This window comes from Streptomyces sp. NPDC015130, assembly GCF_043080005.1.
GTDB lineage: Bacteria > Actinomycetota > Actinomycetes > Streptomycetales > Streptomycetaceae > Streptomyces.
The window spans coordinates 359,974-382,215 of record NZ_JBIBVC010000006.1 but is presented as its reverse complement, the minus strand read 5'-3'; the positions used below and the strand labels follow the sequence as shown (position 1 = coordinate 382,215).

Here is a 22,242-nt window from a genome sequence, read left to right as displayed (position 1 = left end):
AGGTATCTTTAGAAAGACTTCTTTACAAGCGTTTCTTTACATCGACTCGCCCCTGTTCACTCCGCCGGCTCACCCACCCCTCGGTACGGCCGTCAGCCCGCGCCCCGAGCCCACCACCGCGACGGCCCCGTCCCGATCGGTCCGCAGCACCCGCGCCCCACCGGCCCGCAGCGCCTCCACCGTCCGTGGCGACGGGTGTCCGTACGGGTTGTCGCGGCCCGCCGACACCAGCGCGAGACGCGGCCGCACCGCCCGTATCAGGTCGGGATCCTGGTGCGCGGACCCGTGATGGGCGACCTTCAGCACGTCCACCGGACCCAGCCCCGGACCGCTCCTCAGAAGCGCACGCTGAGCCGGTGGTTCGAGGTCTCCCAGGAGCAGCACGCTCTGCCCGCCGACGGCCCTGACGAGGAGGGTGACACTGGCGTCGTTCGCCCCACCGGCCGACCCGTCGACCGGCCCGGCGGTACCGGTCGGCGGCCACAGCACCCACCACTCCAGCGCCCCCAGCCTCCGGTGCTCCCCCGCCCCCGCCCGGACCAGCGGCACCCCGGCGGCGGCCGCCGTCCGCCGCACGAACGCGGCCTGGGCGGGCGGCTCTTCGAGCCCCGTGGTCTGGATCGCCCCCACCGACCGCCCACGCAACACCCCCGACAGCCCGGCCACATGATCGGCGTGGAAGTGCGTGAGCACCAGCAACGGCACCCGTCGCACCCCGAGTTCCCGCAGGCAGCGGTCCACCGGCACCGGGTCGGGGCCCGCGTCCACCACGACGGCCGCGTCACCACCCGCCGCGAGCACCGTCGCGTCCCCCTGTCCCACCTGGCACATCGCGAACACCCAACCCGGCGGCGGCCACCCGGTGGCCCAGCGCGTCAACGGCACCGGCCGAACGGCCACGAGGACAAGCACCGCGGCGACGAACCCGGCGATCCACCCCCGGTGCGGCAGTCTGCGCGCCCCGAGCACCACGAGCACCGTGAGCAGCGCCAGAGCCGACCCGCCCCACCACCCGCCGGGCCAGGCCAGCTGGGCCCCCGGCAGCTCCCCGCCCGCACGGGCCACCCCCGCGATCCACCCGGCCAGCCACCCCGCCACCCACGCGACCCCCTCCGCGGCCGGCTCCCACACCTGCGCCAGGGCGAGCGCGGCGAAGCCCAGCACCGTCGCGGGCGCGACCGCCAGCTCGGCGAAGAGGTTCGCCGGGATCGCGACCAGACTCACCCGGGCCGCGAAGACCACCACGACCGGCGCGCACACCGCCTGCGCCGCGAGGGCCGCCGCCAGCGCCTCCGCAAGCCGCCCCGGCACCCGGCGCCGCCTCAGCGCATCGCTCCACCGCGGGGCCACCGTCAGCAGGGCCCCGGTGGCGAGCACCGAGAGAAGGAACCCGTAACTCCGCGCCAGCCAGGGGTCGTAGAGCACCAGGAGCAGGACGGCGGTGGCCAGCGCGGGGAGGAGCGATCTCCGGCGCCCGGTGCCGATCGCCAGGAGGACGACGAGTCCGCAGGCGGCGGCGCGCAGCACGCTCGGATCGGGCCGGCACACCACCACGAAGGCCAGCGTCAACACTCCCCCGGCCACCGCGGTCGCCCGCAGCGACAGCCCGAGCCGGGGAGCGAGCCCGCCGCGCTCCACCTGATGCGCCCTCCCGGGACGCCCGATGAGCAGGAGCAGGACCACCGACAGATTGCTGCCGCTGACCGCCAAGAGGTGCGTGAGGTCGGTCGCCTCGAAGGCGTCCCGCAGGTCGGGCCCGATCCTGGAGGTGTCCCCGACCACCAGCCCCGGCAGCAGGGCCCGCGCGTCCGGCGCCAGCCCCTCGGTCACTCTCCGCAGCCCGGCACGCAGCTCGCCCGCCACGCGCTGCGGCGCGCTCGGCGGACCCACGATCCGCGGCGAACCCGCTCCGTCGACCTTCAGGACCGCCGCGAAAGGCTCACCGGAGCTCAGCGGCAGCGCCAGCCGGGCGCCGACCCGCAACCGGGTCGAGGGCAGGAGCCGCAGCCACTCCGCCCTGCCCTCACCCGGCGGGACGATCAGCAGCACCGGCGCCCGCGTCCGGTGAACCGCGCCGTCCGACCGCTCCACGCGGGTCACCTCGCCGTCGAGGACGACCGAGACCGGCGCCATCACGTGTCCCCGCACCTGGGGCCGGGTGAGCCGCGGATCGGAGGTGACGGTGACCTCCATCTGCGCCCGGCCGTACTCCCGCGCCAGCACCGGCACGGGACCGCGCCGCAGGTCCGCCGCGTGCAGCCCCGCCGAGGCCGCCCCGGCCGCCGCGCACAGCAGGATCCCCGCACACGCTGTCGCCCGCAACCGCCGCCCCGGCCTCGCGTGTGATGCCTCCGGCGCGTCCTGCTCCCCGCCCTCGGCGCACCCGGCCCGGTCCGCGCCGCCGAGCCGCCGGGCCAGACCAGGAGCCAGCAGGGCGAACGCCCCGACCAGGCAGACCGCGACACCGGCCACCGTCCACCACCCGGTGACGCCCACCGCACAGGCCGCGGCCGCCCAGGCCGCCAGCGCGAGCGGAACGAGCCGCAGGTCGAGCGGCCCCTCCTCGCCCGTCCCCCCGGCCCGGTTCACGGCCGGACCAGCGGTTCGAGGTCGGCGAACCGACGCTCCCCGATGCCGTTGACCTCCCGCAGCTCGGCCACCGACCGGAAGCCGCCCTGCTCCGTGCGATGGTCCACGATGTGCCGCGCGAGGACCGGACCGACGCCCGGCAGGGTGTCGAGCTGTTCCACGGTGGCCGCGTTGAGACTCAGCGGCGCCCCCGGCCCGCCGCCCCCAGCCCCGCCTCCGGGACCGGAGCCGCCGACCGGCACACCCGGCAGCCCGACCAGGACCTGCTCGCCGTCCATGAGCACCCGGGCCCGGTTGATCCCGGTCAGATCGGCCCCTGGTTCCGCCCCGCCCGCGGCCCGCAGTGCGTCCGCCACCCGCGAGCCACCCGGCAGGGTCAGCACACCGGGCCTGCGCACCTTGCCGCCGACGTCGACGACCACCTCGGCGCCACCCGCCCCGGGTACCGGAGCCCGCTCACTCCCCGGCCCGGCACGTGCCGCGCCCGTGGCGGGCGCAGCCGCCACAGGCGCGGCACGCACGATCTCAGGGGCCCGCACCTGCTCCGGCCGCCCCGTCCAGAAGTACCCGCCCGCGAGCCCCGCGGCCACGAGCAGGACCACGGTCAGCGCGGCCAGCGCCCGGGGTTCGAGCCCGCACCGCGTCTGCACCCACAACGGAGTCCGCTCCCGCAGCGCCGCCGCCAGCCGCCCCGGCGCCGCCCGCGCCGGGGAACCCCGCTCCGGCGCCTCCGGAGCCTCGCCCGCCTCCGGCACCACAGGCGGGAACAGGGCGTCCCCCCGCCGCCGCACGCCGGCCCCCGGCACCTCGGAGACCCTGCGCACCCGGGTGCGCCTCCGCGCCCGCCCAGGAGGCGCGCCACGCCCTCCTGTGCGGCTGCGCCCGTCCGAACCCGGCGCCCTGCCGGGCCCGCTCGTCGGAGCCCCCGGCCTGTGCGGGACTCCGGTGGTGATCGATGAGATACGTGTACGAAGTGCCATGCTCGTGACGGTAGAGATCACGAGGGCCCTGTGCGGGACCCACCCAAGTCCCGTGGAAAAGACTCCGGTTGTGGATAACTCCGTCACCCGTACAGGGGGGCGAGTCCCTCAGCGCGGTGAGACGACGACCGCGAGGAGCCCCGGGCCCGTGTGAGCGCCGATGACCGCTCCCACCTCGCTGACGTGGAGTTCCTCGATACCCGGGATCCGCTCCTTGAGCCGGTCGGCCAGCACGGCGGCCCGTTCCGGCGCGGAGAGGTGGTGCACGGCGATGTCGACGGCGCCGGAGCCGGCCTGCTCCACGGCGATCTCCTCCAGCCGCGCGATGGCCTTCGAGGCCGTCCGCACCTTCTCCCGCAGCTCGATGCGTCCGCCGTCGAGTTCGAGGAGCGGCTTCACCGCGAGCGCGGAACCGAGCAGCGCCTGCGCGGTGCCGATGCGCCCGCCCCGGCGCAGATAGTCGAGCGTGTCGACGTAGAAGTAGGCGGAGGTTCCCGCGACGCGCTTCTCCGCCGCCGCGACCACCTCGTCGAGGGAGCCGCCGGCCTCCGCGACCTCCGCCGCGGCCAGTGAGCAGAAGCCCAGCGCCATGCCGACCATGCGGGTGTCCACCACGCGCACCGGCACGGGGGCGTCCTTCGCCGCGAGCACGGCGGCGTCGTACGTCCCGGAGACCTCGGCGGAGAGATGGAGCGAGACGATTCCCCGCGCCCCCGCCTCGGCCGCCTCGCGGTAGGCGGCGGCGAAGATCTCGGGGCTCGGCCGCGAGGTGGTGACGGGCCGCCGCTTCTGCAGCGCCTCGGCCAGGGACCGCGCCGAGATCTCCGTGCCCTCCTCCAGCGCGCGGTCACCGATGACAACGGTCAGCGGGACCGTCGTGATGGCGTGCCGCTCCCTCGTCTGGGGTGGCAGGTAGGCCGTGGAATCGGTGACGATCGCGACATGCCGGGACATGAGCGGGAGGTTACCTGGCGCAGCCGCGGCGCGGCAGCCCGGCCCCCCGACGGAAGCCCCCGACGCCTCTCCAGCACCACCAGGCGTCACGAACCATCGAGGCGGGCCACCTCAGATCAGGGGCAGCGACGCAGACATGGCCAGGAGCAGGGGCAGGAGGAGGGGCAGGGGCATGGCCAAGAGCACGGCCACGATCAGGTGGTGGTCTCCGGCCGGGCCGACTTCTCCCACGGATACGTGGTGCGTCGCGGGTCGGGCGGGGTGATCGCGGGCGGCTCGTCCGCGGCCGCCGGACCCGTCGTCCCGGCAGGGCTCCCCCACGCGTCCGCCGGGGTCGTGTCCGGCGCCGGCTCGGTACGGTCCCAGTGGCGCAGGGCGCCCGCCTCGACGTCGATCTGAGCGCTCAGCGAGGACAGGTCGTCCTCCGCGAACCTCAGCGCCCGGTCCCGGGCGGCCCGGCGCAGCGCCTCGGCCGACCCCGTGATCTGCTCCGTACGCCGGGTGAGCTCGGGCAGCTGTCCGCCCACCCACGTCTTGTCCGGCTCCCGCTCCATGCGCTTGAGGTCCTCGTCCAGTTCGAGCCCGTGTGCGCTGAGCCGGTGGAACAGGTCGAGCGACTCCTTGAGCGAGGCGTCCTCGCCGACGCCCGCCTGCAAGGCCTCCTGGGTGGCCCTCATCGAGGTGCGCAGCGAGAGCCGCAGCCGGGCCAGCTCGCCCGCCACCCCGGCCTGGCCGAAGCTCTTGGCGCGCAGGGTGGTGTCCTCCACCGTGCGTCGTGCCTGGTCAAGGGTGCGGTCCACCCCTCGCTTGGTCGCCTTGGCCACCTTCACGGTGGCGTAGACCCCGAGCGCCACGAAGGCCAAGAAGAGCAGCGCCATGATCGTGATAATCGCGGCTTCCATGTCCGCCCCTCCGGCATCCGTCGAGTCCCACGGCTGTGGTCCTTCCACCGTAAACGGAACAGGCAGGCTGGTGGTTCCATCGGAACCCCCAACCTGCCCGTAGGGGAAACCCCCCATACCTCCGTCGTCAGCCGACAGAGGTCAGCCGACGGACATCAGCCGCCGACGTCAGCCGGCGACGATGTTGACCAGCTTCGGCGCGCGGACGATCACCTTGCGGATCTCCGCGCCGCCCAGCGCCCCGACCACGTGCGGGTCGGCCAGCGCCAGCGTCTCCAGCTCCGCGTCCGTGATCGACGGCGAGACCTCCAGGCGGGCCTTGACCTTGCCCTTGATCTGCACGACGCAGGTCACGGTCTCGTCGACGACGTACGCCGGGTCGGCGACCGGGAAGCCCTGGTGGACGACCGACTCGGTGTGGCCCAGCTTGCGCCACAGCTCCTCGGCGATGTGCGGGGCCAGCGGGGCGACCAGCAGCACCAGCTGCTCGGCGACCTGCCGGGACAGCGCGCCGCCGGTCTTCGTCAGGTGGTTGTTCAGCTCGGTGACCTTGGCGATGGCGGTGTTGAAGCGCATCGCCGCCATGTCCTGCGCGACGCCGTCGATCGCCTTGTGCAGGGCACGCAGCGTGTCCTCGTCGGGCGCGTCGTCGACGACGGTGACCTCGCCGGTCGCCTCGTCGACGATGTTGCGCCACAGCCGCTGCAGCAGCCGGTACTGGCCGACCACGGCGCGTGTGTCCCAGGGACGCGAGACGTCCAGCGGGCCCATCGCCATCTCGTACAGGCGCAGGGTGTCGGCGCCGTACTCGGAGCAGATCTCGTCCGGCGTCACGGCGTTCTTCAGGGACTTGCCCATCTTGCCCAGGACGCGGCTGACCTTCTCGCCCTCGTACCAGAAGGCGCCGTCCCGCTCCTCGACCTCGGCCGCCGGGACGGCGATGCCGCGGGCGTCCCGGTAGACGAAGGCCTGGATCATGCCCTGGTTGTACAGCTTGTGGAAGGGCTCGGCCGAGGAGACGTGGCCCAGGTCGAACAGCATCTTGGACCAGAAGCGCGCGTACAGCAGGTGCAGCACGGCGTGCTCGGCACCGCCGACGTACAGGTCGACGCCACCGGTGGGCATGCCCTCGCGCGGGCCCATCCAGTACTGCTCGACAGCCGGGTCGACCAGCTTCTCGGAGTTGCGCGGGTCCAGGTAGCGCAGCTCGTACCAGCAGGAGCCGGCCCAGTTGGGCATGGTGTTGGTCTCGCGGCGGTAGCTCCGCGGGCCCGCTCCGTCACCCAGGTCCAGAGTGACGTTGACCCACTCCTCGTTGCGGGACAGCGGGGTCTCCGGCTGGGTGTCCGCGTCGTCCGGGTCGAAGGTGCGCGGCGAGTAGTCCTCGACCTCCGGCAGCTCCAGCGGCAGCATCGACTCGGGCAGCGAGTGCGCGACGCCGTCCTCGTCGTAGACGATCGGGAAGGGCTCGCCCCAGTACCGCTGACGGCTGAACAGCCAGTCACGCAGGCGGAAGTTGACGGTGCCCTCGCCGATGCCGCGGTCGGCCAGCCAGGAGGTGATCTTCGCCTTGGCGTCGACGACGCCCAGGCCGTCCAGGGAGATCGCGTCGTTGGCGGAGTTGACCAGCTTCGCCTCGTAGGAGGCGAAGGCGTCGTCCCAGGTGGACGGGTCGGTGCCGCGGTCGTCGCTCGGCTCGACGACGCAGCGCATCGGCAGCTCGAAGGCGCGCGCGAAGGCGAAGTCGCGGGTGTCGTGGGCCGGGACGGCCATGATGGCGCCGGTGCCGTAGCCCATCAGGACGTAGTCGGCGATGAAGACGGGGACCTGCTCGCCGCTGACGGGGTTCGTCGCGTACGCGCCGGTGAAGACGCCGGTCTTGTCCTTGGCCTCGGCCTGCCGCTCGACGTCGGACTTGGAGGCGGCCTGCTTGCGGTAGGCGTCGACGGCCTCGGACGGCGTGGCGTGCCCGCCGGTCCAGATGTCGTGGGTGCCCTCGGGCCAGACGGCCGGGACGATCTTCTCGACCAGGTCGTGCTCGGGGGCCAGGACCATGTAGGTGGCGCCGAACAGGGTGTCCTGGCGGGTGGTGAAGACGGTGATCGCGCCGGTGTCGCCGACCTGGAAGTCGACGCGGGCGCCCTCGGAGCGGCCGATCCAGTTCCGCTGCTGCAGCTTGATGGCCTCGGGCCAGTCCAGCGCGTCCAGGTCGTCCAGCAGGCGGTCCGCGTAGGCGGTGATCCGCATGTTCCACTGGCGCAGCTTGGACTTGAAGACGGGGAAGTTGCCGCGCTCGGAGCGTCCGTCGGCGGTGACCTCCTCGTTGGCCAGGACCGTGCCCAGGCCGGGGCACCAGTTGACGGGCGCGTCGGAGGCGTAGGCCAGGCGGTACTCGCTCAGCACGTCGGAACGCTCGGCGGCGGTCAGCTCGCTCCACGCGCGCGTGGAGCCGGGAACCTCACGCGTGCCGTTCTCGAACTGCTCGATCAGCTCGGCGATCGGACGGGCCTTGCCGGCCTCGTCGTCGTACCAGGCGTTGAAGATCTGCAGGAAGATCCACTGGGTCCACTTGTAGTACTCCGGGTCGATCGTCGCGAACGACCGGCGCTTGTCGTGGCCCAGGCCCAGCCGACGCAGCTGGACCTTCATGTTCTCCATGTTGGCCTCGGTGGACACGCGCGGGTGCGTGCCCGTCTGCACGGCGTACTGCTCGGCCGGCAGGCCGAAGGCGTCGAAGCCCAGGGTGTGCAGCACGTTGTGGCCGGTCATGCGCGCGTGGCGGGCGTAGACGTCCGTGGCGATGTAGCCCAGCGGGTGGCCGACGTGCAGGCCCGCACCCGAGGGGTACGGGAACATGTCCATGATGAACTTCTTGGGCCGGGCGGCGACCTCGGGGTCGCCCGCCAGGTCACCGGAGGGGTTCGGCGCCTCGTAGGTGCCCTCGGCGTCCCAGAAGTCCTGCCAGCGTGCCTCGATGTCGGCGGCCATGGCCGCCGTGTAGCGATGCGGGGCCGCCGTCTCGGCGGTCGTATTGATCTCGGTCATGGTCCTTGAAGCTCCATCGATCGTCTCTGCCCACTGCCACGAACTGCCACGAAATGAAAAATCCCCTCGCACAGGAGGGGACGCCGCGCCGACTCCGGCGGGATGACGGTCGACGGACGACGGTCATGCGCCGGGACTGATCAGCGCGGCTCGGTAAGCAGGAGGCGTACGGCACGCATGGCGCCAGGGTACCGCAGGGCTCGCGGGGGCCGCACCGACGTTCCATGCGCGCGTACGGGCGGAGTGCGCGGACGCGCGAACGAAGAGCGGAGCGCGGAGACGCAAACCAAGAGCGGACGCGCAGACGAAGAAGCGGGCCACCCGATCCGGGTGGCCCGCTTCTTTCTTGTGGAGCTAAGGAGAATTGAACTCCTGACCTCCTGCATGCCATGCAGGCGCTCTACCAACTGAGCTATAGCCCCTTGTTTCTTTCTCGTCTCCGTTTCGGTTTCCCTCGCGGCGACAGACAGAACATTAACCGGCTCCCGGGCAGATCACCAAATCCATTCCCCGAGCCCCTCCGACCTGCCCGGTAGGGTCGCCGACTGTGTCCGTCTCCGTGCTCTCGAAAACCCGCGTCCGGCCGTGGCCCCTGGCCACCGCCGCGGCGGTCTGCCTGCTCTCCTTCGCGTCCTTCTGGGTGGCGCAACGCCTCGCCCACGTGAACATGCTCGACGTGATGGTCTACCGGGCCGAGGGCGAGACGCTGCGGGCCGGCGGGGACCTCTACGCGATGCGCGCCACCTCGGCGAACCTCGCCATGACCTATCCGCCGTTCGCGGCGGTGCTGTTCCTCCCGCTGACCCTGGTGAGCGTCCCCCTGATGCGGACGCTCTCGACCGCGGGGAACCTGCTCCTGGTGATCGCCCTGGTCCAGCTGTCGCTCCAGCTGGTCCGCCCGGCGCTGTCCCGGACGGACCTGTGGCGTACGACACTGTTCGTCGCCGCGGTCGTGGTCTGGTGCGAGCCGGTGTGGACGACGCTGCGGTACGGCCAGATCAACCTGCTCATAGCGGTGGCGGTCCTCTGGGACCTCACGCGCCGCGAGGGCAGCCGCTGGGCCGGTCTGGGCATCGGGCTCGCGACAGCGGTGAAGCTCACACCGGGGCTCTTCGTGGTCCTGCTGCTCGCCGCCGGTCTGCTGCTGTGGCGCAGGGACCGCCGCTGGAACCAGTGGCTGCGCACGGGGGTGACGGCGACCGGGGTGTTCCTGGCGACGACGCTGACCGTGGCGCTGGCCCTGCCGGCGGACTCGAAGAAGTTCTGGACGGAGACGCTCTTCGCGACCGGCCGGGTCGGTTTCGCCGAGGAGACCGCCAACCAGTCCATCAGCGGCGTCCTGGCCCGCCTGATGCACACGGACTCCCCGGGACTCTGGTGGCTGCTGACCGCCGCAGTCATGGGCGGCGCGGCGATGTACCTCGCGGTACGGGCCGCCGTCCGCGGCGACAGGGCGGTGGCCGTGATCATCTGCGCGTTCACGGCGCTGATGATCAGCCCGATCTCCTGGTCCCACCACTGGGTCTGGTGCGTGCCCCTGCTGATCCTGCTCGCGGACCGCTCCACGCGCGCGTGGCCGGTGACGGGTGCGGTGGCCCTGGCCTTCGCGTCGTTCGCGCTGTGGTGGGTGCCGCACGACCCGGGCCGTCCCGAACTGGACCAGAACGCGGGACAGATGCTGCTGTCCGCCGTCTACCCGCTGACGGCGACGGCGCTGCTCGTGGCCTATGTGCTGAAGGAGCGGCGTCAGGCTCTGGCGAAGGAGTAGAACCGCTTGAGGGTGCAGTGCTCGTCGAGGAGCCGGCCGTAGATCGGCTCCCCCTCCAGCTCGCGGTACGTCTCGATGGGGTCGCCTTTTATGATCAGCGCCCGCGCGCACTCCTCGCACCAGTACTGGAAGTCGGGATTGACGGGGTCCATGTCGCGCACGATGGGCGTACCGCTGCCGCACCAGTCGCACTTCCGCCTGTGTGCACCCATCAGTCAGCTCCAGCTGTGGCCGCAGGCCGCGCACCCATAGGACACCCTGCCGTTGTCGCCGAGCACTTGGGTCACCCTCCCGTCCGGATTCTCGTCCCCCTCCGGCCGTCCGATTCTGCCATGGCCCCGCAAGGGCGTCAGCGCGCTCGCCGAGGCAGTCCGGCCACGGCCCCCACGAGCGCCGCGGCGGCCATGGCGAGGCCGGTCGCCCAGAACGCGTCGGCGGACGCCTGCGCTCCGGTGTCTGCCAGCCGGCCCAGGAAGAGGGTGCCGAAGGCGGCGACTCCGATGAGCTGGCCGAGTTGGGTCACGGTGGCGAGCAGTCCGCTGGCGTCGGCGGCGTCCTCGGGCCGTACGGTGGCCAGCGCGCCGGTCAGGGCGGGGCTGAAGGCCAGTGCGATGCCGACGCCCACGCCGCACAGGGCCGGGTAGAGACCCCAGCCGCCCGTGCCGCCGTCCGCGAGGGTCCGGCCGAGGACGAGCACGGAGCCCGCCGCGAGCAGGAATCCGCCGGGGATCAGCGCGCGTTGCGTCCGGGCCGGCCAGCTCCGCCAGGTCAGTCCGACGACGCCGAACGCGACGGCGGCCGGACCGAAGGTGAGTCCGGCGCGCAGTGCGCTGTGACCGAGCCCGCCCTGCAGGTGCAGGGTGAGGGTGAACAGGAATCCGGCGTTGACGCCCATCGCCAGGGCGATCCGGAGGACAGCCCGCCCCATGCCGGGCACCCGCAGGACGCGCGGGGCGATGAGGGGCGTGCCACCGCGCCGGGCGAGCACCGACTCGTACGCGCCGAACGCGGCGAGGAACAGCACGGAGCCGCCGAGAGAGAGCCACGACCACAGCGGCCAGTCCTGTTCCTCCCCGAGGACCAGGGGGACGGTCAGCAGGGCCACGGCGGCCGCGAGGAGCAGCAGCCCCGGCAGGTCGAGGCCGCGGTTCCGCTCGGGGCCGGTCCGGGCGTCGCGTGGGAGGACCCGGGCGCCGAGGGCGAGGAGGGCGAGCCCGATCGGGACGTTCACGAGGAAGACCGGCCGCCAGCCCGTGCCGAACAGGTCGGCGCTGACGAGGACGCCGCCGACGACCTGGCCGGCGGCGGCGCCGGTGGCCAGGACGGCGGAGTACGCGCCGAGCGCGCGGACCCGGCCCTCGCCGGTGAAGTTCCGCTGGATGAGGCTGAGCACCTGCGGGATCATCAGCGCCGATCCGGCGCCCTGGGCCATCCGGAAGGCGATCAACTGGCCGGTTCCGGAGGCGAGTCCGCAGGCGAGCGAGGCGGCGGTGAAGAGGACGAGGCCGCCGAGGTACATGCGGCGGTGGCCGAGCAGGTCGCCGAGTCGGGCCCCGGTGATGAGCAGGACCGCGTAGGTGACGGTGTATCCGGCGACGACGAGCTGGAGTCCGGCTCCGGACGCGGAGAGCTCCGCGCGGATGGTGGGGGCGGCGACGTTGACGATGAAGACGTCGAGGAGCGCCATGAACTGGGCGGCCAGCACCACACCGAGCAGCGTTCCGGGTCGATTGTCGGTGCCACCGTCTTTACTGAGTACGGGACGTGTTGTGGTCGAGGGCATGCGAGGAGCGTGCCCGCGGTCCGATACGGGTAACGAGAGCCCGCTGATGCTGGTACTGACAGCACCTGGCAACGGCGGCACGGGGACTCGACCATGGGGGTGTGACGACTTTGGCAGCTGTACCGACCCCGCCGCGCCGACGGCCCGAGCTGGCCGCGTTCCTGCGCGGCCGCAGGGCCCGGGTGACCCCGGAGGACGTGGGCATGCCGCCGGGGCTGCGCCGGCGCACACCGGGGCTGCGCCGCGAGGAGGTCGCCCAGCTCTCCGGCGTCGGTGTGACCTGGTACACATGGCTGGAGCAGGGCCGTCCGATCAACGCTTCGGCGCAGGTGCTCGACGCCGTCGCCCGCACGCTCCGCCTCGACCGGCCCGAGCGGGAGCACCTCTACCACCTGGCCGAGGTGCCGTACGCCCCGGAGCGGGCCGCCCCGGACGCCGAGGTCGTCAGCCCGGAGATCCAGGGGATCCTCGACGCCCTGGACCCGCACCCGGCGGTGCTCTACAACGCGCGGTACGACGTGCTGGCGACCAACACGACGTACGAGCGGCTGTTCCTGTGGGAGGGCAGCGGCCTGGACACGGGCCCGTTCGGTTTACGCAACGTGCTGTGGGCGCTCTTCACCGCGTCGAAGACGATGTGCCCCCTGGTCGACCGGGATCAGGAGGTGCCGCTGATGGTGGCCCAGCTGCGGGGTGCGTACGGACGCCATGTGGGCGAGCCCGCCTGGGAGGGGTTCGTACGGCGCCTGGCGGAGGTCAGCCCCGATTTCGCGCGGCTCTGGCGGAGCGGCGACGTCGTGCCGCCGGGGACCCGGGTGAAGACCTTCCGCCACGAGGCGGTCGGAGAGATGCGGATGACCTCGGTGTCGCTCTCCGTCAACGGGATGCCGGAGTGCCGGATCGTGACGTACACGCCGAAGGACGAGGAGAGCCGTCGCGCGATCCGGGCGCTGGGCGGAAACGACGAATCCCGCCCCCTGTTGGGGACGGGATCCGGTGACTGTGGAGCTAAGGAGAATTGAACTCCTGACCTCCTGCATGCCATGCAGGCGCTCTACCAACTGAGCTATAGCCCCTCGTGTTCTTCGCGCTCCTGCGCTGCGAACAAGATGAACTTTAGCCTGTGACCTGCCGGAAAGTGAAATCCGGGTCCGGCAGGCCGCTCACACGCCTCAGTCGTCGTCGCCGAGGACCGGCTCGGGCAGCGTGCCGGCGTTGTGCTCCGTCAGGCGCCAGCCACGGGCGCCCTCTCCGAGGACGGACCAGCAGCAGTTGGAGAGCCCGCCCAGGCTCTCCCAGTGCCGGGCCTCCAGGCCCAGCAGCCGGCCGATGGTGGTGCGGATGGTGCCGCCGTGGCTCACGACGACGAGCGTGCCGTTCTCGGGAAGCTTCTCGGCGTGCTCCAGGACCACCGGGGCGGCCCGGTCGGCCACCTCGGTCTCCAGTTCGCCGCCACCCCGGCGCACGGGCTCGCCGCGCTTCCAGGCGGCGTACTGCTCGCCGTAGCGCGCGACGATCTCGTCGTGGGTGAGGCCCTGCCACTCGCCCGCGTACGTCTCGCGCAGGGCGGAGTCGTGGGCGATGGTGTGGCCGGTGAGCGCGGCGAGCTCGGCGGCGGTGGCCGCCGCCCGCTTCAGGTCGGAGGAGACGACGGCGTCCGGCTTCAGCGCGGTGAGCAGCCGGGCGGCCCGGCGCGCCTGGGCGACGCCGGCCTCCGTCAGCTCGATGTCCGTCGAACCCTGGAACCGGCGCTCCAGGTTCCAGGAGGTCTGGCCGTGACGCCAGAGGACGATGCGGCGGCCGCTGCCGCCCTTGGTGGTGCTCAGCTCAGCTCACCGTCCGGTCCGTCGGGAAGGCCGGACCCGGCCTCCAGGTCGACACCGGTCAGGGCGGCGTGCTCGGCCGCCTTGCCGCGGGTCTTCAGGGCTTCCTCGGGCAGCGGGAGCTCGGGGCAGTCCTTCCACAGGCGCTCGAGGGCGTAGAAGACCCGCTCCTCGCTGTGCTGGACGTGGACGACGATGTCGACGTAGTCCAGGAGGATCCAGCGGGCGTCGCGGTCGCCCTCGCGGCGCACGGGCTTGGCGCCGAGGTCCTTGTTGAGCCGCTCCTCGATCTCGTCGACGATCGACTTGACCTGGCGGTCGTTGGGGGCGGAGGCGAGCAGGAAGGCATCGGTGATCGACAGCACGTCGCTGACGTCGTAGGCGATGATGTCGTGAGCGAGCCGGTCGGCAGCCGCCAGAGCGGCGGCGTTGACGAGCTCGATGGAGCGATCCGTGGCGGTCACAAGCAGGCTTTCGTCGGCGGTCCAGTACCCCTCCAGGGTCTCACGGACCGCCGACGACGCCGCCAACGTTTGTCCCGGGGCCGCTAGCGGGCCCCCGGGACCTTGTAGTCCTGGCCCAGGACGACGGTCACGGCGGCCGTTCCCGAGGGCTTGCCCTTCCGGACCGAGCCGGCCGGGAGGCCCAGGGTCTTCGCGACCTCGGCGGCGGTCGCCTTCTGGGCGTCGTCACCGTAGACGACCTGCGACTTCTCCTGGGTGTCCGCCTCGGCGCCGCCGATGAAGGCGTAGCCGCCGTTGATCAGGACGACCCGGGCCGCCTCGGTCGCGTCCTTGCCGGAGCCGTCCCGCAGGGAGACCCGCGGCACGTCGCCGGCGTCGGGGGCGGAGACCTTGCCGCCGAGGATGTCCTTCACCACGCTGTCGCTGGCGCCCTCGGTCAGCGTGCCGTCCTGGCCGACCGGCAGCAGGGCCGTCTTGTGGTCGCCGATCTTGGCGTGCTCGGCGAGCTTCGCGAGGGAGGCGCCGAGGTCCTTCTCGGGGAGCGACGGATCGAGGATCTGGACCAGGGACTCGACGGTGACCGTCGCGGCCTTGGGGTCGTCGGAGATCTTCCGCAGCACCCCGTACATGACCTGGCCGAAGCGCTGGAGCTGCTTGACCTCGGCCTCGCCGGGAGCCCGGTAGGTCGCGTAGGCGGCGGCCGCGCGGCCGTTCAGGGTCTGCTTCTCGCCCTTCTCGACGAGCGGGCCCGCGCCCTTCCTCGTGTCGGGAACGGCCGTGTCCGTGTCGACCTCGATGCCGCTGACCAGCTCGACCAGGTTCTCCAGGAACGGGGTGTCGAGCCGCCACGTGCCGGTGATCTTCGTGCCGAGGAGGTTGCCGATCGCCTCGCGGGTGCCGCCCGAACCGTCGTCCTCGACGGACTTGCCGAGGGTGGTCGCGGAACCCTCGCCGTCGGCGACGGTGAGGTTGTTGGGGAGCAGGACCGTGGTGCCCTGTTTGGTGGTGGTGTTGTCGACGAGCAGGGCGGTGGAGGTCCCGCCGCCCTTCGTGTTGTGCAGGTGGACGACGATCGTGTCGCGTTTCTGCGGGCCGGTCGCCGTGTTCTGCTTCTGCTCCGGGGCGGAGGTGCCGGGGAGCATGCCGGCGGACCAGAGGTAGCCGACACCGCCCGCGACGGCGACAACGAGGACGACGACGAGCGCGACGATCCGGTTGCGGCCGCGCCGCCTGGCCTCCTCGCGCCGCTCCGAGCGGCTCTCGGTGAACTTGAGCCAGTCGATGACGTCCTCGGAGTCCTCGTCGGGCTCCTCGATGAACGAGAACTGCTCGGTGCGGTAATCGCGGTCGTCGTCGCCCTTCCGGGCCGGGCCGGGGCGCTCGGGCGCGGGCCGCTGCCCGGGGACACCGGCCGGGGCCGCGACGGGGGCCGCGGGTGCGGCCTGCGCCGGCCGCGCGGTCGGCATCGCCTGGGTGGCCTGTACGGGCGCGGGGGCGGGCTCGGCCTGCGCGGCCCACTGCTGCCCGGTGTCCGTGTCGTACGAGGGGTAGGCGTAGCCCCCCTGCTGCCCGTACGGGTCGTACTGCGGCTGCTGGGGCGGCTGGGCGGGCTGCTGCTGGGCGTAGGGGTCGTAGCCGTACGCCTGCTGTTGCGGCTGCGCCTGCTGCGCGCCGCCGTACGGGTCGTAGTGCTGCTGACCGGGCTGCTGCGGCTGCTGGTACACCGGCTGGCCGTACTCGTCGTAGCCGATGATCTGCGGCTGCGGATAGTACGGATCGTACGGATTCTGCTGGTCGTTCACCGGTGGCCCTCCCCGAAGCTCACTCGCCGCGGTACAACTGGCGCTTGTCGATGTAGCGCACCACACCGTCCGGGACGAGATACCAGACGGGATCGCCCTGGGCGACCCGCGCCCGGCAGTCGGTGGACGAGATCGCGAGGGCGGGGACCTCCACCAGCGAGACGCCGCCCTTGGGCAGTCCGTCGTCGGTGAGGTCGTGGCCCGGTCGGGTGACGCCGATGAAGTGCGCGAGCGAGAAGAGCTCCTCGGCGTCGCGCCAGGTGAGGATCTGCGACAGCGCGTCGGCCCCGGTGATGAAGAACAGGTCCGAGTCGCTGTTGAGAGAGCGCAGGTCCCTCAGCGTGTCGATGGTGTAGGTCGCGCCGGGCCGGTCGATGTCGATCCGGCTGACCGAGAACTGTGGGTTGGACGCGGTGGCGATGACCGTCATCAGATAGCGGTCCTCCGCCGCGGACACGGTCTTGTGACCCTTCTGCCACGGCTCACCGGTCGGCACGAACACCACCTCGTCGAGGTGGAACAGGGCGGCCACCTCGCTGGCGGCCACCAGGTGACCGTGGTGGATCGGGTCGAACGTTCCGCCCATCACGCCGAGTCGGCGTTTGCCGCGGCCGCCGGTAGACACTTCCTGCTCTCCCATGCGTGCAGAGCCTACTGGCACCGCGGCGGACGCCGGATCAGCGGTCGTCGGATCAGCGGTCGCGGTTGAAGCGCGTGGTGATCCACAGCAGCAGGAGCAGCGCACCGAAGGCGCCGAAGCCGGTGAGGTAGGGGTTGAGGCTGTCGTGGTTGCCGCCGTGCTCGGCGGCGCCCTCGGCGAGCGTGACCAGGTTGGCGGCGGTGCTGTGGAGGCTCATCGTCAGCAGGACCTATCGATCGGGAATGGGAGCGGAGACTTCGCGCACATCGTATGCGGGCCGTCCGGACACTCTCACGCCGACTCAGGCGTTGGCGTTGTCGTCGGTGTTGGCGTCGGTGGCGGTGCCGGCGTCGGCGTGGCCGTCGGTGCGTGTGTCGGTGCCGTCCGAGCGGTAGCCGCGGAGCAGGAACCAGGCGAGCAGGGCGGCTCCCACGAGCGAGGCGAGCAGCACGATCCGGAGGGTGTCCCCCGGTCCTTCCTGCGCGGCGGCCGCCAGCAGGGCCGCGGCGGTGTCGGTGGTGTCCGGCATGTCGGTCGTGCTCCTCGGTGGTCCGCTGTGCCCGAGTTATCCACAGGCTCCGGCACACGGTAGCGCCACCGCCTAGGCTGGGTCCCGTCAGGGGGACGAGCACCGACTCGTACGAACAGGGGGCATCCATGACCGAGAACCACCAGGGGAACGTGCCGAGCAGGCAGCGAAAGCGGTTCCCCGGCATCTCCTCGCGGGCCTACGAACACCCGGCCGACCGCTCGGCGCTGGTCGCGCTGCGGAAGCTCAGCGGCTTCGACACGGCCTTCAAGGCGCTCAGCGGACTCCTCCCCGAGCGCAGCCTGAGACTGCTGTTCCTCTCGGACTCCGTCCGGGTGAGCGACGCGCAGTTCAGTCAGCTCAACGACATGCTGAGGGACGCCTGTTACATCCTGGACCTGGAGAAGGTCCCGTCGATGTACGTCACGCAGGACCCCAAGCCCAACGCGATGTGCATCGGCATGGACGAGCCGATCATCGTGGTCACCACCGGACTCGTGGAGCTGCTCGACGAGGAGGAGATGCGGGCGGTCGTCGGCCACGAGGTGGGGCACGCGCTCTCCGGCCACGCCGTGTACCGCACGATCCTCCTCTTCCTCACCAACCTCGCGCTCAAGATCGCCTGGGTGCCGCTCGGGACCGTGGCGATCACGGCCATCGTGACGGCGCTGCGCGAGTGGTTCCGCAAGTCGGAGCTCTCCGCCGACCGGGCCGGGCTCCTCGTCGGACAGGACGTGCAGGCCTCGATGCGCGGTCTGATGAAGATCGCCGGCGGCAACCACCTCCACGAGATGAACGTGGACGCGTTCCTCGCCCAGGCCGACGAGTACGAGAAGGCCGGCGACCTGCGGGACTCGGTCCTGAAGATCCTCAACGTGCTGCCCCGCTCGCACCCGTTCACCACCGTGCGGGCCGCGGAGCTGAAGAAGTGGTCGGAGAGCCGCGACCACCAGCGGATCATGGACGGGCACTACCCCCGGCGCTCCGAGGACAAGGACACCTCGGTCACGGACGCCTTCCGCGAGTCGGCCGGGCACTACGCCGACACGGTGCGGACCAGCAAGGATCCGCTGATGAAGCTGGTCGGGGACATAGCGGGGGGCGCCGGTGACCTCGCGGGCGACCTGGGCGGCCGGCTGCGCAGCCGCTTCGCCGGCCAGGGCAACGGCCAGGCCGGCGGCCAGGGTGCCAAGGAGGCCGACGGCAAGACCGGGGACGGTCAGAGCGAGGGCTGAGCGCTCGGCGCCAGCGCGCCGCACAGGGACGGGGCCGCGGGCCTTTCCGTGGCGTACGGGTCGGTGACCGCCGGCCCGCCCGCCTCCGGGGTCCGCGCTCCGGCCAGGAGCGGCGTCAGCGCGCCGGTGGAGCCGGGGCCGCAGGCCTGCGGTCCGGCCTCCACCGTGCTGGCCAGCAGCTCGGTCCGGTGCATGCGCAGGTCCTCGCGGTCGAAGCGGAAGTGCATCACGCGGTGGACGGTGAAGAGCGAGGCCGCGGCAGCCGGTCCCACGCCGTCGGCGGCCGGCCGCAGGGCGTAGGTGAAGGTGTGGTCGGCGGTGACGTCGAGTGTGTCCGGGCTGCTCTCCGCGAAGCGGAGCGTGCCCTGTACGCGGACGGCGGGGTCGGCGAGCGCGACCTGCCGCGGGTCGAAGCGGACGAGCCAGCCGGCGAGGGCGTGCCGTCCGTCGTCGGCCGGTGACTCGACGCTCCGGTCGAACTGGGCCAACTGGTCGGGGTCGAGCAGCAGCCGTACGGGCCGCACGGTCGTCCCGGAGAGGGTGTCGGGCTCCAGGGACGAGGCGACGAGGTAGTCCTTGGCGATGCTGAGGGCGGTGACGACCTGGCTCTCGGCGAAATGGGACGTCCGTCCGACGACGGGCAGGTTGATGCCCGCGGCGCCCGTGCGGTACTCGGCGACGGGGCTGGCGGCGAAGAGCTGCTCGGGCTGCCCGCCCGGGACGGCGCCCTGCGGGGCGAGGGGGACCACGGTGGTCCGCAGCGGTTCGGCCCGCTGGTCGGCGGGGGGCTGGTACGGGTTGCGGACGCCGAGGTAGATGGCGGTGCCGAAGGCGAGGAGGATCAGCAGGACCAGCAGGACGGCCTGGCGGGATCCGGTTCTGCCCTCCCGGGCGGCCCGGGACCGGACGGGCTGGGCGTACTCCCCCATCCGCTCCTGGGCGGAGAACTCCTGGAGGCGGGCAGCCCGGACGAACGACTCGTCGAAGACGACGGATCGGTACTCGTCCTCACCACCGCCGGGGAGACCCTCGGGTGTCCCCTCAGGCGGGTCGCCACGCCCTGCCATACCTTCAGGGTAGGTCGGCGGGGGCTTCGGTAAACGCCGAGCAGTACGACAACTTCGGACGAGTGCAGCCGTCAGGGTGTACGGGGGGCGACGGAGACCCGTGGCGGGGCGTACTCGGCGGGCGGGGCAGGGGCCGGGTTCGGGGTGTCCACGCCGGTCGTGGCCGGTGGCGGGACCGGGTCCTGGCGGCTGGCGACGGCTCCGCGGTAGACGGCGCTGAAGGCGAGGGCGACCATGCCGATGCCCATGAGGAGGGCCAGGATCCAGGCGACGGGACGGTGCCAGCGGGCGCTGCCCCGGTAGGGGCGCAGGGCGCCGCCGTGGCGCCCGTACGGGCTGGCGTCGTCCCCGACGTCGTCGGGCTCGTAGGTGAGGCCCGCGGGGTCGTGGCCGTCCTCGTAGGGGTCGTCGTCGCCGGATCCGACGGCGGCGCGGGTCCGGGCCGATTCGGCCTCCGCGCGGGCCTGGGCGGAGGCGAGGAGTCGCTCGACCGCGCTCGGTTCGTGGACTGTGGCGGCCCGGACGAAGGCCTCGTCGAAGACCACGGCGGCGTAGTCGTCTGCGCCTCCGCGGTCGACAGAGTCCTCAGGGTCCCCGCCGTCCGGAAACGGCGTGCCCCCCACGTCGTCCGGCACGGATTCAGAGTAGACCCGGGAGGGGGTTTTGGGCAGGGAGTGTGCGAAGCCTCCCTGCCCGTACCGAAAGGAGCCGGTTATCGAACGTGACCGTCGCCGGTGACGATGTACTTGGTCGAGGTCAGCTCGGGAAGGCCCATGGGGCCCCGGGCGTGCAGCTTCTGCGTGGAGATGCCGATCTCGGCGCCGAATCCGAACTGGCCGCCGTCCGTGAACCGGGTGGAGGCGTTCACGGCCACCGTGGTGGAGTCGACCAGCTGGGTGAAACGGCGCGCCGCGGCCTGCGAGGTGGTGACGATCGCCTCGGTGTGGCCGGAGGACCAGGTGCGGATGTGCTCCACTGCCCTGTCGAGGGAGTCGACGACGGCGGCGGCGATGTCGTACGAGAGGTACTCGGTCTCCCAGTCCTCGGGCGTGGCCGGGACGACGGTGGCCTTGGAGGCCGGGGCGTGGGCGAGGACCCGCTCGTCGGCGTGGACGGTGACGCCGGCCTCGGCGAGGGCGTCGAGGGCCCGGGGCAGGAAGGCCTCGGCGATGTCCCGGTGGACGAGGAGGGTCTCGGCGGCGTTGCAGACGCTGGGCCGCTGGGCCTTGGAGTTGATCAGGATGTCCACGGCCGTGTCGAGGTCGGCGTTGGCGTCGACGTAGACGTGGCAGTTGCCGGTGCCGGTCTCGATGACCGGGACGGTGGACTCCTCGACGACGGTGCGGATCAGGGAGGCGCCGCCACGCGGGATGAGGACGTCGACGAGGCCGCGGGCGCGCATCAGCTCGCGGACCGACTCGCGGGACTCGCCGGGGACGAGCTGGATGGCGTCGGCGGGCAGGCCGGCGCCGCCGACGGCGTCGCGCAGGACCTTCACGAGGGCGTTGTTGGAGGCGTACGCGGAGGAGGAGCCGCGGAGCAGGACGGCGTTGCCGGACTTGAGGCAGAGGGCGGCGGCGTCGACGGTGACGTTGGGGCGGGCCTCGTAGATGATGCCGACGACACCGAGGGGGACGCGGACCTGGCGGAGGTCGATGCCGTTGGGGAGGGTCGAGCCGCGGACGACCTCGCCGACGGGGTCGGGCAGCGCGGCGACGTGGCGGACGTCGGCGGCGATGGCCCGGACGCGCTCGGGGGTGAGGGTGAGGCGGTCGATGATGCCCTCGCCGGTGCCGGCCTCGCGGGCCTTGGCGATGTCCTCGGCGTTGGCCTCGACGATCTCGGCGGTACGCACTTCGAGGGCGTCCGCGATCGCCAGCAGGGCGTCGTCCTTGGCCGAGCGCGGGAGTGGCGCGATTTCGGCGGCGGCGCCACGGGCCCGGTAGGCGGCCCGGGTGACCGGGGAGAGGTTGTCGAGGGGCGTGAGCGAGGTCATGTCCGCAGGGTACTGGCACCCCTGCGGACATCCCTCACGTATCCCGCACTCCGAGACAGGCCCGGCCCGGTGTGAGACGTCCTCAGTAGGGGTGGACGCCGACCGGGGCCGCCGGCGGCGGGCCGTAGCCCTCCGCGATCCGCTGGTGGTAGGTCTCGCGGTCGATGACCTCGAGGCCGACGATCTCCCAGGGCGGCAGCTTCGCGGTCTGCCGGTGCTCGCCCCACAGGCGCAGGGCGACGGCCGCGGCGTCGTGCAGGTCGCGGGCCTCCTCCCAGTACCGGATCTCGGCGTGGTCGTTGGCATAGCGGCTGGTCAGCAGGAAGGGGTGGTCATGGGCCAGCTGTTCGAGCCCGCGCCGCACCTCCTTCAGCGGTGCCTCCGCCCCGGAGACGCTGAGGGTGATGTGCCAGAGTTTGGACACGGGTCGCTCCTCGGCGCGCGACTCCCGTGTCTCGGTGGTGGTCTCGGTCTTCCTGTCCGTGGACCTGTCCCGTGCCTCGTCGAAGTCGGCTCCGGCCTCGACACTGGTCAGGGCGCGTTCGGCAGTCCCGCGGGGCGGTGCCCCAGGGCGCGCTCGTCTCACCGGCGGCCTCCTGTGTGATGCGTGTGGTGCTGTACCCCGCCTTGCTCTTACCCCCGAGACAAAGTTGACCAGCCCGCGG

20 protein-coding genes and 2 tRNA genes are annotated in these 22,242 nt (G+C 72.3%); 3 read left to right on the top strand and 19 right to left on the bottom strand.

Going from position 1 to position 22,242, the window contains the following annotated elements:
* Window positions 1-69 precede the first annotated feature (69 nt).
* From ACF08F_RS15570 to ACF08F_RS15545, 6 genes are all read right to left on the bottom strand, one after another.
* Window positions 70-2,589, bottom strand: coding sequence for a ComEC/Rec2 family competence protein (locus ACF08F_RS15570; RefSeq protein WP_392298994.1), 2,520 nt, complete (start codon window positions 2,587-2,589; stop codon window positions 70-72).
* On the bottom strand, window positions 2,586-3,569 hold the full coding sequence (locus ACF08F_RS15565) for a helix-hairpin-helix domain-containing protein (protein WP_392298993.1): 984 nt from the start codon (window positions 3,567-3,569) through the stop codon (window positions 2,586-2,588). Before ACF08F_RS15565 ends, ACF08F_RS15570 begins: the two co-directional genes overlap by 4 nt.
* Before the next feature lie 108 nt (window positions 3,570-3,677).
* Window positions 3,678-4,523 (bottom strand): DegV family protein, encoded by an 846-nt coding sequence (locus tag ACF08F_RS15560; RefSeq protein WP_392298992.1) that lies wholly within the window; start codon window positions 4,521-4,523, stop codon window positions 3,678-3,680.
* A gap of 194 nt (window positions 4,524-4,717) precedes the next feature.
* Window positions 4,718-5,425, bottom strand: a complete 708-nt coding sequence (locus ACF08F_RS15555) for a hypothetical protein (RefSeq protein ID WP_392298991.1) — start codon at window positions 5,423-5,425, stop codon at window positions 4,718-4,720.
* Between the two features lie 168 nt (window positions 5,426-5,593).
* The gene (gene leuS, locus ACF08F_RS15550; protein ID WP_392298990.1) at window positions 5,594-8,470 is read right to left on the bottom strand and encodes a leucine--tRNA ligase; all 2,877 of its coding nucleotides are present in this window, start codon (window positions 8,468-8,470) and stop codon (window positions 5,594-5,596) included.
* A gap of 349 nt (window positions 8,471-8,819) precedes the next feature.
* Window positions 8,820-8,892, bottom strand: a tRNA-Ala gene (locus tag ACF08F_RS15545).
* Between the two features lie 125 nt (window positions 8,893-9,017).
* Here ACF08F_RS15545 and ACF08F_RS15540 point away from each other — a divergent pair.
* Window positions 9,018-10,238 (top strand): glycosyltransferase 87 family protein, encoded by a 1,221-nt coding sequence (locus tag ACF08F_RS15540; RefSeq protein ID WP_392298989.1) that lies wholly within the window; start codon window positions 9,018-9,020, stop codon window positions 10,236-10,238.
* Here ACF08F_RS15540 and ACF08F_RS15535 read toward each other — a convergent pair.
* A complete protein-coding gene (locus ACF08F_RS15535; RefSeq protein WP_055643500.1) occupies window positions 10,217-10,450 on the bottom strand; it encodes a hypothetical protein in 234 nt (77 codons plus the stop codon). The genes ACF08F_RS15540 and ACF08F_RS15535 overlap by 22 nt on opposite strands.
* Window positions 10,451-10,587: 137 nt before the next feature.
* Complete coding sequence (locus ACF08F_RS15530) at window positions 10,588-11,943, bottom strand: MFS transporter (RefSeq protein ID WP_392299121.1); 1,356 nt, start codon at window positions 11,941-11,943, stop codon at window positions 10,588-10,590.
* Window positions 11,944-12,122: 179 nt separating this feature from the next.
* Between ACF08F_RS15530 and ACF08F_RS15525 the strand changes: the two genes are divergently transcribed.
* Complete coding sequence (locus tag ACF08F_RS15525; protein WP_392298988.1) at window positions 12,123-13,043, top strand: helix-turn-helix transcriptional regulator; 921 nt, start codon at window positions 12,123-12,125, stop codon at window positions 13,041-13,043.
* Here the strand turns inward: ACF08F_RS15525 and ACF08F_RS15520 are convergent.
* The 7 genes from ACF08F_RS15520 to ACF08F_RS15490 form a co-directional block, all read right to left on the bottom strand.
* Window positions 13,025-13,097: transfer RNA gene (locus tag ACF08F_RS15520), tRNA-Ala, on the bottom strand. The two genes, ACF08F_RS15525 and ACF08F_RS15520, sit on opposite strands and share 19 nt — an antisense overlap.
* Before the next feature lie 96 nt (window positions 13,098-13,193).
* The gene (locus tag ACF08F_RS15515; RefSeq protein ID WP_392299120.1) at window positions 13,194-13,847 is read right to left on the bottom strand and encodes a histidine phosphatase family protein; all 654 of its coding nucleotides are present in this window, start codon (window positions 13,845-13,847) and stop codon (window positions 13,194-13,196) included.
* Window positions 13,844-14,308 carry a ribosome silencing factor gene (gene rsfS / locus ACF08F_RS15510; RefSeq protein ID WP_150270304.1) on the bottom strand — a complete coding sequence of 155 codons (465 nt, stop codon included), beginning with the start codon at window positions 14,306-14,308 and terminating at the stop codon, window positions 13,844-13,846. The genes ACF08F_RS15515 and rsfS overlap by 4 nt, the downstream gene beginning before the upstream one ends.
* An 83-nt stretch (window positions 14,309-14,391) precedes the next feature.
* On the bottom strand, window positions 14,392-16,110 hold the full coding sequence (locus ACF08F_RS15505) for an LCP family protein (protein WP_392298987.1): 1,719 nt from the start codon (window positions 16,108-16,110) through the stop codon (window positions 14,392-14,394).
* A gap of 19 nt (window positions 16,111-16,129) precedes the next feature.
* Window positions 16,130-16,750, bottom strand: coding sequence for a nicotinate-nucleotide adenylyltransferase (gene nadD / locus ACF08F_RS15500; RefSeq protein WP_055643497.1), 621 nt, complete (start codon window positions 16,748-16,750; stop codon window positions 16,130-16,132).
* Between the two features lie 52 nt (window positions 16,751-16,802).
* On the bottom strand, window positions 16,803-16,967 hold the full coding sequence (locus ACF08F_RS15495) for a hypothetical protein (protein ID WP_099054282.1): 165 nt from the start codon (window positions 16,965-16,967) through the stop codon (window positions 16,803-16,805).
* 84 nt (window positions 16,968-17,051) lie between these two features.
* Window positions 17,052-17,279 (bottom strand): hypothetical protein, encoded by a 228-nt coding sequence (locus ACF08F_RS15490; protein ID WP_392299126.1) that lies wholly within the window; start codon window positions 17,277-17,279, stop codon window positions 17,052-17,054.
* Window positions 17,280-17,407: 128 nt separating this feature from the next.
* Here ACF08F_RS15490 and ACF08F_RS15485 point away from each other — a divergent pair, with 128 nt between their 5' ends.
* Window positions 17,408-18,514: a M48 family metallopeptidase gene (locus ACF08F_RS15485; RefSeq protein WP_392298986.1), complete on the top strand. Its 1,107-nt coding sequence runs from the start codon at window positions 17,408-17,410 to the stop codon at window positions 18,512-18,514.
* On the opposite strand, the gene ACF08F_RS15480 is transcribed toward ACF08F_RS15485, so the two are convergent.
* The 4 genes from ACF08F_RS15480 to ACF08F_RS15465 form a co-directional block, all read right to left on the bottom strand.
* Window positions 18,499-19,581: a hypothetical protein gene (locus ACF08F_RS15480; RefSeq protein WP_392298985.1), complete on the bottom strand. Its 1,083-nt coding sequence runs from the start codon at window positions 19,579-19,581 to the stop codon at window positions 18,499-18,501. The genes ACF08F_RS15485 and ACF08F_RS15480 overlap by 16 nt on opposite strands.
* Window positions 19,582-19,652: 71 nt before the next feature.
* Window positions 19,653-20,216 (bottom strand): hypothetical protein, encoded by a 564-nt coding sequence (locus ACF08F_RS15475; protein WP_392298984.1) that lies wholly within the window; start codon window positions 20,214-20,216, stop codon window positions 19,653-19,655.
* A gap of 77 nt (window positions 20,217-20,293) precedes the next feature.
* Window positions 20,294-21,577, bottom strand: coding sequence for a glutamate-5-semialdehyde dehydrogenase (locus tag ACF08F_RS15470; RefSeq protein WP_392298983.1), 1,284 nt, complete (start codon window positions 21,575-21,577; stop codon window positions 20,294-20,296).
* An 82-nt stretch (window positions 21,578-21,659) separates the two neighbouring features.
* Entirely contained in the window at window positions 21,660-22,163 is a 504-nt protein-coding gene (locus ACF08F_RS15465; RefSeq protein ID WP_390480639.1) for a hypothetical protein, read from the bottom strand.
* Between the last annotated feature and the right edge of the window lie 79 nt (window positions 22,164-22,242).

Bases quoted from the DNA above. Each gene is read 5' to 3' on its own strand.
- ACF08F_RS15560 (WP_392298992.1), bottom strand. From the start codon at position 4,523: ATGTCCCGGCATGTCGCGATCGTCACCGATTCCACGGCCTACCTGCCA.
- ACF08F_RS15485 (WP_392298986.1), top strand. From the start codon at position 17,408: ATGACCGAGAACCACCAGGGGAACGTGCCGAGCAGGCAGCGAAAGCGG.
- ACF08F_RS15495 (WP_099054282.1), bottom strand. From the start codon at position 16,967: ATGAGCCTCCACAGCACCGCCGCCAACCTGGTCACGCTCGCCGAGGGC.
- ACF08F_RS15565 (WP_392298993.1), bottom strand. From the start codon at position 3,569: ATGGCACTTCGTACACGTATCTCATCGATCACCACCGGAGTCCCGCAC.
- ACF08F_RS15480 (WP_392298985.1), bottom strand. From the start codon at position 19,581: ATGGCAGGGCGTGGCGACCCGCCTGAGGGGACACCCGAGGGTCTCCCC.
- ACF08F_RS15555 (WP_392298991.1), bottom strand. From the start codon at position 5,425: ATGGAAGCCGCGATTATCACGATCATGGCGCTGCTCTTCTTGGCCTTC.
- nadD (WP_055643497.1), bottom strand. From the start codon at position 16,750: ATGGGAGAGCAGGAAGTGTCTACCGGCGGCCGCGGCAAACGCCGACTC.
- ACF08F_RS15490 (WP_392299126.1), bottom strand. From the start codon at position 17,279: ATGCCGGACACCACCGACACCGCCGCGGCCCTGCTGGCGGCCGCCGCG.
- ACF08F_RS15470 (WP_392298983.1), bottom strand. From the start codon at position 21,577: ATGACCTCGCTCACGCCCCTCGACAACCTCTCCCCGGTCACCCGGGCC.
- ACF08F_RS15535 (WP_055643500.1), bottom strand. From the start codon at position 10,450: ATGGGTGCACACAGGCGGAAGTGCGACTGGTGCGGCAGCGGTACGCCC.
- leuS (WP_392298990.1), bottom strand. From the start codon at position 8,470: ATGACCGAGATCAATACGACCGCCGAGACGGCGGCCCCGCATCGCTAC.